Raw genomic sequence first — 774 nt, 5'->3', positions numbered from 1 at the left:
ACACAACCGACCCCATCGCTATCATTGACGGAGATGGGAATATCTGTTCGATCAACACCTCATTTAGCCGACTGTTTGGGTATAGCTTACATGATGCTAAAGGGAAGAATATGAGCCGCCTACTGCAAGGCAAGAACACAGACATCACCGAAGTGAAACGTGTATCAGAAGCAATCGAACACCAACATGCAGTAGAAAGTCAACTTGAGCACTATCATAAAAGCGGCCATCCATATTGGGTAGAGCTGTCTGTGAAACCCATTTTCAACGATGAAAAATTTGAACACCTTGTATGTATACAAAGAGACATCACTAAACAGAAACAGCTCGAACAAGCGCTAGAAGCCAAAGTGACTCAAGCCAATCTAGCCACTCAAGCCAAGTGAGTTAACCAAACCTACGCAAGATCTCGACAAACTGGCGCAGAAAGTCATGCTCAGCGAAGAGTTAGACGCCGCACAGAAATTGGGCAAGCAGGTCGCACAGTCTAGTCGTCTACTCCAAGCATCGCTTAATTACGTGATTAAACTCGCTCATCTAGATAACGAAGAAATCACACCACACCCACAGCGACACAATATCTCAAGCTATATACTCCACAAGAAAGGGGTCATCGATGGGTTAGCTCACGGTAACGGTTTAACACTGGAATCTAAAATCTCCCTGCCCGATCACTGCCAAGCTATGCTGGATGAAAGCTTAATTGACACCATTATCGACTTTTTTGCACTCAGTGCTGTGTCTCAATTGCAAGGTGGAAAGCTGCGCTTTGAA

The 774-nt window shown here is 45.0% G+C and carries 2 protein-coding genes; both read left to right on the top strand.

Annotated elements, in window-relative coordinates; all coding sequences use genetic code 11:
- Positions 1–386: PAS domain S-box protein (locus tag KIV40_RS28455; RefSeq protein ID WP_285352574.1), on the top strand; the 386-nt coding region annotated here is incomplete at its 5' end.
- Between the two features lie 46 nt (positions 387–432).
- Positions 433–774 (top strand): hypothetical protein (locus KIV40_RS28450; RefSeq protein WP_285352573.1); only part of this gene is annotated, 342 nt, incomplete at its 3' end.

Source organism: Vibrio sp. D173a (genome assembly GCF_030248475.1).
Note: the sequence above shows the minus strand (reverse complement) of the source record. Positions and strands in the feature narration are given on the sequence as shown.